General features: G+C 73.7%; 7 protein-coding genes. 6 read left to right on the top strand and 1 reads right to left on the bottom strand.

Going from position 1 to position 8,027, the window contains the following annotated elements; all coding sequences use genetic code 11:
* A partial coding sequence (locus tag AB0I21_RS52720) for an NCS1 family nucleobase:cation symporter-1 (protein WP_360572857.1) occupies positions 1-1,431 on the top strand: 1,431 nt, incomplete at its 5' end.
* 5 nt (positions 1,432-1,436) lie between these two features.
* The gene (locus tag AB0I21_RS52715; protein ID WP_360572855.1) at positions 1,437-2,159 is read left to right on the top strand and encodes an aspartate/glutamate racemase family protein; all 723 of its coding nucleotides are present in this window, start codon (positions 1,437-1,439) and stop codon (positions 2,157-2,159) included.
* A gap of 32 nt (positions 2,160-2,191) precedes the next feature.
* On the opposite strand, the gene AB0I21_RS52710 is transcribed toward AB0I21_RS52715, so the two are convergent.
* A complete protein-coding gene (locus AB0I21_RS52710; protein WP_360572853.1) occupies positions 2,192-3,553 on the bottom strand; it encodes a TrpB-like pyridoxal phosphate-dependent enzyme in 1,362 nt (453 codons plus the stop codon).
* 185 nt (positions 3,554-3,738) lie between these two features.
* Between AB0I21_RS52710 and AB0I21_RS52705 the strand changes: the two genes are divergently transcribed.
* The 4 genes from AB0I21_RS52705 to AB0I21_RS52690 are packed head-to-tail and all read left to right on the top strand — an operon-like array spanning position 3,739 to position 8,018.
* Positions 3,739-4,479 (top strand): ROK family protein, encoded by a 741-nt coding sequence (locus AB0I21_RS52705; protein ID WP_360572852.1) that lies wholly within the window; start codon positions 3,739-3,741, stop codon positions 4,477-4,479.
* A gap of 37 nt (positions 4,480-4,516) precedes the next feature.
* Positions 4,517-6,601, top strand: coding sequence for an alpha/beta fold hydrolase (locus tag AB0I21_RS52700; protein ID WP_360572850.1), 2,085 nt, complete (start codon positions 4,517-4,519; stop codon positions 6,599-6,601).
* Entirely contained in the window at positions 6,601-7,770 is a 1,170-nt protein-coding gene (locus AB0I21_RS52695; protein ID WP_360572859.1) for a nucleotide disphospho-sugar-binding domain-containing protein, read from the top strand. Before AB0I21_RS52700 ends, AB0I21_RS52695 begins: the two co-directional genes overlap by 1 nt.
* The gene (locus AB0I21_RS52690) at positions 7,746-8,018 is read left to right on the top strand and encodes a DUF2277 domain-containing protein (protein ID WP_360572848.1); all 273 of its coding nucleotides are present in this window, start codon (positions 7,746-7,748) and stop codon (positions 8,016-8,018) included. Before AB0I21_RS52695 ends, AB0I21_RS52690 begins: the two co-directional genes overlap by 25 nt.
* The last annotated feature ends 9 nt before the right edge of the window (positions 8,019-8,027 follow it).

Genomic DNA, 8,027 nt, shown 5'->3' with positions numbered 1-8,027 from the left:
GCGGCACTACAACTTCCGGGCCCGCATCGAGGCGAACGTCACGCCGCTCGCCGACGCGCAGTTCCGCATCGTGACCGGCCTCAACGGCGGCGGCATCCTGCCCGTGCCCGGGGCGAGACCGTTGTCACCGGGGACGCCGGCAGCCTCTTCGCGCTCGGCCTGTCCAGCTGGCAGGTCCTCGTCTCGCTGGTCGTCGGCATCACGATCGTCTACTTCTTCTGCAACCTGGTCGCCAAGCCGAGCCAGGTCACCGGCGTGCCCTACCCGGTGATCAACCGGGTCGCGTTCGGGGTGCTGGGCGCCAACGTGCCGGCGATCATCCGCGGCGGCATCGCGGTCGCCTGGTACGGCATCCAGACCTACCTCGCGTCGGCCGCGCTCGACGTGGTGGTGCTGAAGCTGTTCCCCGGCCTGGCGCCCTACGCGGACGTCGACCAGTGGGGCTTCCTCGGGCTGCCGCTGCTCGGCTGGTGCTCCTACGCGCTGCTGTGGGTGCTGCAGGCGGCGGTGTTCTGGACCGGCATGGAGGCGATCCGCCGGTTCATCGACTTCTGCGGCCCGGCGGTGTACGTCGTGATGATCGTCCTCGCCGGCTACCTCATCATGAAGGCCGGCTGGGGCGAGATCGACCTGAACCTCGGCGAGGTCGAGTACACCGGCCTCGACGCGGTGCCGGTCATGCTCGGCGCGATCGCGCTGGTCGTGTCCTACTTCTCCGGCCCGATGCTCAACTTCGGCGACTTCTCCCGCTACGGCCGTTCGTTCGGCGCGGTGAAGCGCGGCAACCTGCTCGGCCTGCCGGTGAACTTCCTCGCCTTCTCGATCCTCGTCGTCGTCACCTCGTCGCTGACCATCCCGATCTTCGGTGAGCTGATCACCGACCCGGTGCAGACGGTGGCCCGCATCGACAGCACGTTCGCGATCGTGCTCGGCGCACTCACGTTCACGATCGCCACCATCGGCATCAACATCGTCGCGAACTTCATCTCCCCGGCGTTCGACTTCTCCAACGTCAGCCCGCAACGCATCAGCTGGCGGATGGGCGGCATGATCGCCGCGGTCGGGTCGGTGCTCATCACGCCGTGGAACCTGTACAACAATCCCGACGTCATCCACTACACCCTCGAGGTCCTCGGCGCCGCGATCGGCCCGCTCTTCGGGGTCCTCATCGCCGACTACTACCTGGTGCGCAGGCAGGTGGTGTCCGTCGACGACATGTTCACCATGTCGCCGGACGGCACGTACTTCTACGCCAAGGGGTACAACCCGCCGGCGATCGTCGCGACCGCCGTCGGCGCGCTCGTCGCGGTCGTGCCGGTGCTGTGGACGGACGGCCCCGGCATGCACACCACTGCGCAGTACAGCTGGTTCATCGGCATGGCCCTGGGCTTCGCCGTCCATCTCGGCCTGAGCAAGCGCAAGGCCGCCTGACCGCGATGCGCGTCACGGTCGTCAACCCGAACACGACGGCGGAGATGACCGCGAAGATCGAGCTGAGTGCCCGGGCCGCCGCCGGCCCGGGCACCAGCGTCGAGGCGGTCACGTCGGGCATGGGCCCGGCCTCCATCGAGAGCCACTACGACGAGGCGCTCAGTGTCCCCGGCATCCTCGCCGCGATCCGCGACCATCCCGCCGACGGCTACGTCATCGCCTGCTTCGGCGACCCCGGCCTCGACGCGGCCCGGGAGGTCGCCGACGGGCCGGTCGTCGGGATCGCCGAGGCCGCCATGCACGCCGCCGTCCTGCTCGGCCGCGGCTTCAGCGTCGTCACCACCCTGGACCGGACCCGGGGGCGGGCCTGGGACCTCGCCGCCCGTTACGTCGCCCCCGGCACCTGCCGCGGCGTGCACGCCTGCGACATCCCGGTCCTGGAGCTCGACCGGGACCCGGCGGTCGCCGACCGGGTCGTCGCGCTGGCCCGCACCGCCCTGACCCGTGACGGCTCCGACGTGATCGTGCTGGGCTGCGCGGGCATGGCCGACCTGCCCGCGACCGTCAGCAGGCGCATCGGCGTCCCCGTCGTGGACGGGGTGGCCGCCGCGACCCTGCTGGTGCAGAGCCTCGTGACACTGGGGCTGCGCACGTCGAAGCGCGGCGAATACGCCCGGCCGCCGCGGAAGTCGTACCGCGGCGGCCTCGGCGACTTCGAGCGGCTTTGACCCGTCAGGCGGGCACGGTCAGGCTCGCGCCGTCAGGCCGGCACCTTCGGCAGTTGCGCCACGGCGGCGGCGACCGCGTCGTCGGAGAGCTCCTTGTCGACCATGTCGCCGGCGAGGTAGCGGCCGTAGGCGGGGAGGTCGAGGTGGCCGTGGCCGCACAGGGCGGTCAGGATGACCTTCTCCTCGCCGGACTCCTTGCAGCGCAGCGCCTCCTCGATGCAGGCGGCCAGGGCGTGGGTCGGCTCCGGGGCGGGGATGACGCCCTCGGTGCGGGCGAAGCGCACCCCCGCCTCGAAGCACTCGCGCTGGGTCAAGCTGGCGGCTTCGATGAGGCCGAGGTCGTAGACGTGCGAGATGAGCGGCGCCATGCCGTGGTACCGCAGGCCGCCGGCGTGGATCGGGTCGGGGATGAAGTCGTGGCCGAGGGTGTGCATCTTCATCAGCGGCGTCATGCCGGCGGTGTCGCCGAAGTCGTAGGCGTAGACGCCCTTCGTCAGCGACGGGCACGCGGCGGGTTCGACGGCGCGGATGACGGGGGCCATCCGGCCGGCCAGCTTCTCGCGCAGGAACGGGAAGGCGAGGCCGGCGAAGTTGGAGCCGCCGCCGGTACACCCGACGATGACGTCCGGCGTGGCACCGACCTTCGCCAATTGGAGCAGCGCCTCCTCGCCGATGATCGTCTGGTGCAGGAGCACGTGGTTGAGGACGCTGCCGAGGGCGTAGTTGGTGTCGGGGCGGGCGGCGGCGACCTCGACGGCCTCGCTGATCGCGATGCCGAGGGAGCCGGGCGAGCCGGGGTCGGCGGCGAGGACGCGGCGGCCCGCCTCGGTGCGGTCCGAGGGGGACGGGTGGATCGTGCCGCCGAAGGTCTCGATCATCATCTTGCGGTAGGGCTTCTGGTCGTACGACGCGCGCACCTGCCAGATCTCCACGTCGAGGCCGAACTGCGCGCCCGCGAACGCCAGCGCCGTGCCCCACTGGCCGGCGCCGGTCTCGGTGGTGAGCCGGCGGATGCCCGCGGCCGCGTTGTAGTACGCCTGCGGGACGGCGGTGTTCGGCTTGTGCGAGCCGGCCGGCGACACGCCCTCGTACTTGTAGTAGATCCGGGCCGGCGTGCCGAGCGCCTTCTCCAGGCGGTGCGCGCGGAACAGCGGCGACGGGCGCCAGAGGCGGTACACCTCCAGCACGTCGTCGGGGATGTCGACGTACCGCTCCTGGGTGACCTCCTGCTCGATCAGCGCCATGGGGAACAGCGGCGCCAGGTCCTGCGGGCCGACCGGCTCCAGCGTGCCGGGGTGCAGGACCGGCGGGGGCGGCGCCGGCAGGTCGGCCATGAGGTTGTACCAGCGACGAGGCATCTCGCCCTCGTCCAGCATGATCTTCGTGGCGGTCATGCCGTCGAAGCTAAACCGCACCGCCGGCGTCGAGGGCCGCTTTCACCCGGCCGTCACCCGGGGCGGGCGCGGCATCAGACGATCGACGTGACGACGCGGGAGCCGTGTCGCCATAAACTCTGCGAAGTCTGTGTAGTGTCCTGTCGCGTCGCGGCGGCCCGGGTGCGCCGAGGCAGAATCCTGGGATGGTGACGACGCTGACGATCGACTGCGGGGGCGGTGGGCTCAAGGCCGCCGTGGTCGACGACACCGACACGCTGTGCTGCGAGCCGGTGCGGGTGCCGACGCCGTACCCGCTGCCGCCCGCCCGCCTCGTCGAGGTGCTGCTCGGCATCGCGGAGGGCCTGCCGGCGGCGGACCGGGTCACCGTCGGGCTGCCGGGGATGATCCGGCACGGGGTCGTCGTCGCCACCCCGCACTACGTCAACGAGGCCGGCCCGCACACCCCGGTCGACCCGGAGCTGTTCGCGCTGTGGAAGGGGTTCGACGCGCGGGCCGAGCTCGGGCGCGCCTTCGCCCGGCCGGTCCTGGTCCTCAACGACGCCGAGGTGCACGGCGCGGCGCTCGTCGAGGGGCGCGGCCTGGAGCTGGTGCTCACGCTCGGCACCGGGCTCGGCAGCGCGCTGTTCGACGAGGGGCGGCTGGCGCCGCACCTGGAGCTGTCGCACGCGCCGTACTCGGGGGGCCGCACCTACGACGACTTCCTCGGCGAGCTGGAGCGCCGGCGGCTCGGCGACCGGCGGTGGTCGCGGCGGGTGCTGCGGATCGTCGACGGGCTGCGTCCGGTGTTCCGCTGGGACCGGCTGTACCTCGGCGGCGGCAACGCCGAGCGCCTCGTCGTGGCGATGCCGGACGACGTGCGGCTGGTCGCCAATCAGGCGGGGGTCCGCGGCGGGTCCCGCGCCTGGACGCTCATCGGCGTGTAATGCCGGTTATGTCCGAAAGGTGCCGTACCGTGATGCGGTGACCACGGTATGTGACGCTGTGCTGGAGACCGCCCGGGGTGCCGTGTCGGCGCTGCGCGCGCTGCCGCCGCCGGCCGCCGACACCGGCGTCCCCGTCGTCCTGTGCCCGGGCCTGATCGGCTCCAAGGAGGACTTCCTCCCGCTGCTGCCGGCCCTGGCCGCCGCCGGCTACCGCGCCTACGCGTACGACTACCGCGGCCACTACAGTGCCGACCGCGCGGACGACCGCACCGACGACCACAGCATCCGCCGGCACGCCGAGGACCTGATCGCCGTCCTGGACGCCGTCGCCGGCGCCGACCCGCCGCACGTCGTCGGGCACTCCTACGGCGGGTTCGTGGTCCGCGCCGCCGCGCTCGCCCAGCCGAGCCGGCTCGGCTCCGCCGCGTTCATCGGCAGCGGCCCCGGCATGGACGGCCCGAAGCACCGCAAGATCCTCGGCGGCTTCGACCACACGCTGTCGCTGGAGGGCAACGCCGTCATGTGGCCGGTCGTGCGGCGGCTGATCCCCGAGGACGACGTCGCCCGGCGCGAGTTCTGGCGGACCCGGCTGCGGCTGATGCGCCCCGCGTTCGTCCGCGGCGCCCTCGCCGCCCTGGCGGGGGAGTCCGACCGCGCCGGCGAGCTGCGCGCCACCCGGCTGTCGCTGCTGGTCATGCACGGGCACCGGGACCGGAAGCTGTGGTCGGCGGCCGAGTTCGCCGGCTACGCCGAACGGGCCGGCGCGACCCTCGCGGTCATCGACGGCGCCTCGCACAGCCCCAACCTCGAGCGGCCCGGCGTCACCGCCGAGGCGCTGCTGCGGTTCTGGGCCGGGACCGACCGGCGGCGCGCCCTGCGGACGTTCGTGGACCTGGTCCGCCCGTCCGCGCACCCCGACCCCTACCCGGCCTACGAGCGGCTGCGCCGGGTCGCCCCGGTCCTGCCCGTGCAGCTGCCCGGCAAGACGGAGGCGGTGGTGCTCACCCGGTACGCCGACTGCGCCCGCCTCCTGCAGGACGCCGCGTTCGTCAGCGCCGGCGAGGCGCCCGAGCTGCTCACCCCCACCTGGCGCGAGCACCGGCTGGTCCGCTGCCTCTACCAGTCGTTCGGCTGGCGGGAAGGCCCCGCGCACCTGCCGCTGCGCACCGCCCTCGCCCGGCGGCTCACCCCGAGCCGCTGCCCCGTGCAGCAGGCCGACGTCGTCGCCGTCGCCGCGTCGGTACTGGACGACTTCGCCGCACGGTTGGCGGGCGGGGCGACGGTCAACCTCGCCGACGCGGTCGCGGTGCCGTTCGCCTCGCTGGTCACGGGGCGGCTGCTGGGCATACCGGACGCCGACGCGCTGCGCCTCGGGGCCGCCGCCCGCGCGGGGAGCGCCGCGTTCGAGCCGTTCATGACGCCCCGGCAGCGCGCGGCGATGGCCGCGGCCGGCGACACGATCATCGACACCCTGTCGTCGCTCGCCGGCGACGGGTTCCTCGGGCCGGCCCACGAGCAAGGGCTTGCCGCGCCGGTCCACGAGCAAGGGCTTCTCGGACTGGTTCGCGAGCACCGGCCGGGCGGCGGCGAGCAGTACCAGGGCGACCTCGCCCTGCTCTACGGCGCCGCCTACGACTCCCCGGCGAGCCTCATCACGCTCGGCGCGCGGCTGCTGCTGGAGCACCCCGCGCAGGCGGCGGCGCTGCGCGACGACCCGGCGCTCGCCGACCGGGCCGTCGAGGAGATCCTGCGCTTCGACCCGCCGGTGCAGGTGGCGGTGCGGATCGCGACCGAGCCGTGCGAGTTCGGCGGCGTGCCCGTCCCGCCCGGCACGGCGCTGCTCGGCATCCTCGGGGCGGCCAACCGCGACCCCTCGTACACCGCGGACCCCGACGCGTTCGACATCACCCGGCGCACCGCCCGGCCGCCGCTGTCGTTCGGGACCGGACGGCACTACTGCCCCGGCTCGGCCCTCGCCCGCACGCACGCCCGGGTGCTGTTCCCGATGCTGCTGCGCCGCTTCCCGGGCCTGCGCCTGGCCGGCCCGCCGCGCTTCCGTGCGCCCGGCACGATGCTGCGCGGCATCGAAGATCTCCCCGTCGTGAACCGAGAGGCATGCTGATGCGGGTGCTGTTCACCATCAACCCGGCGCCGGGGCACCTGTACGCGCTGGCGCCCCTGGCGTGGGCGATGCACCTGCGCGGCCACGACGTCCTCGTCGCCGCGCCCCAGTCGATGGGCCAGCAGATCCGCCGGGCCGGGCTCAGCCACGTCGTCGTCGGCGGCGACGCGTCGTTCTTCGAGCTGTGGCCGCCGCACCTGCGCCTCGGCGGCAACGACACCCTCGACCTCGCCGTCTTCGCCGCCATCGCCGAACGCACCGGCCCCGACGTCGTCGCCCTCGCCCGCGCGTGGCGGCCCGACCTCATCGTCACCGAGCCCGTCGAATACGCCGCGCCCCTCGCCGCCACGCTGCTGAGCATCCCGTGGGTGCTGCACCACTGGGGGTTGCCCGTCCCCGACGCGGTCCACCGCGCCGCGCTCGCCGACATCGCCGACCCGCTGCTGCGCCTCGCCGACACCCTCGGCGTGGCCAAGCCGACCGACGCACCCCTGGCGACCGTGGACACCTGCCCGCCGTCGCTGGGCCCGTCGTCGGCGGATCCCGGTGTACGGCTGCCGATGCGGTACATCCCGTACAACAGCGCCAGCACGCTGCCGGAGTGGCTCTTCGCGCCGCGCGTGCGCCCCCGGGTCTGCGTCTCGATGGGCACCGTGCCGATCCCGGAGGGCGTCGACGGGCTCACCGCCGCCGTCGAAGGCATGCGGGACCTCGACGTCGAGGTCGTCGTCAGCGGCGCCGGCGTGCACGGCATCGAGGACCTGCCGGCCAACGCCCGCCGCGCCGGCTGGCTGCCGCACCACGTGCTGCTGCCGACCTGCGACCTGTTCGTGCACCACGGCGGCTCGGGCAGCTCGATGGCCGCGCTCGGTGCGGGCCGTCCGCAGCTGGTACTGCCGCAGATGTGCGACCAGTTCAGCATCGCCGACCGGCTGACGGCCGCCGGGGTCGCGCGCACCGTCGCCTTCGCCGACCGGTCCCCGGCCGCGGTCCGCGCCGCCGTCCGGGCGCTGCTCGCCGACTCCGCCGTCACCCGCCGCGCCGGGCGGATCCGCGACGAGATCGCCGCCATGCCCGCGCCGCCGGACGTCGCCGCGACCCTGGCGGGTCTGACGGCCGCCGCGCGACCTGGCATGGTGGAGGCATGTGCAGGAACATCCGGGTACTGAACAACTTCGAGCCGCCGGCGACCGAGGACGAGATCGAGGCCGCCGCCATCCAGTACGTGCGCAAGGTCGCCGGCATGACCCGGCCCTCGCAGGCGAACCAGGCCGCGTTCGACGCCGCCGTCGCCGCCGTCACGGCCGCGACCCGCGAACTGCTCGGCCAGCTCGTCACCAATTCGCCGCCGCGCGACCGCAAGATCGAGGCCGCGAAGGCGAAGGCCCGCGCCGCCGAGCGCTACGGCCCCCGCTGAATCCTGGTC

Source organism: Dactylosporangium sp. NPDC050588 (assembly GCF_040654975.1).
In the GTDB taxonomy this organism is placed as follows: Bacteria; Actinomycetota; Actinomycetes; order Mycobacteriales; family Micromonosporaceae; genus Dactylosporangium; species Dactylosporangium maewongense.
Note: the sequence above shows the minus strand (reverse complement) of the source record. Positions and strands in the feature narration are given on the sequence as shown.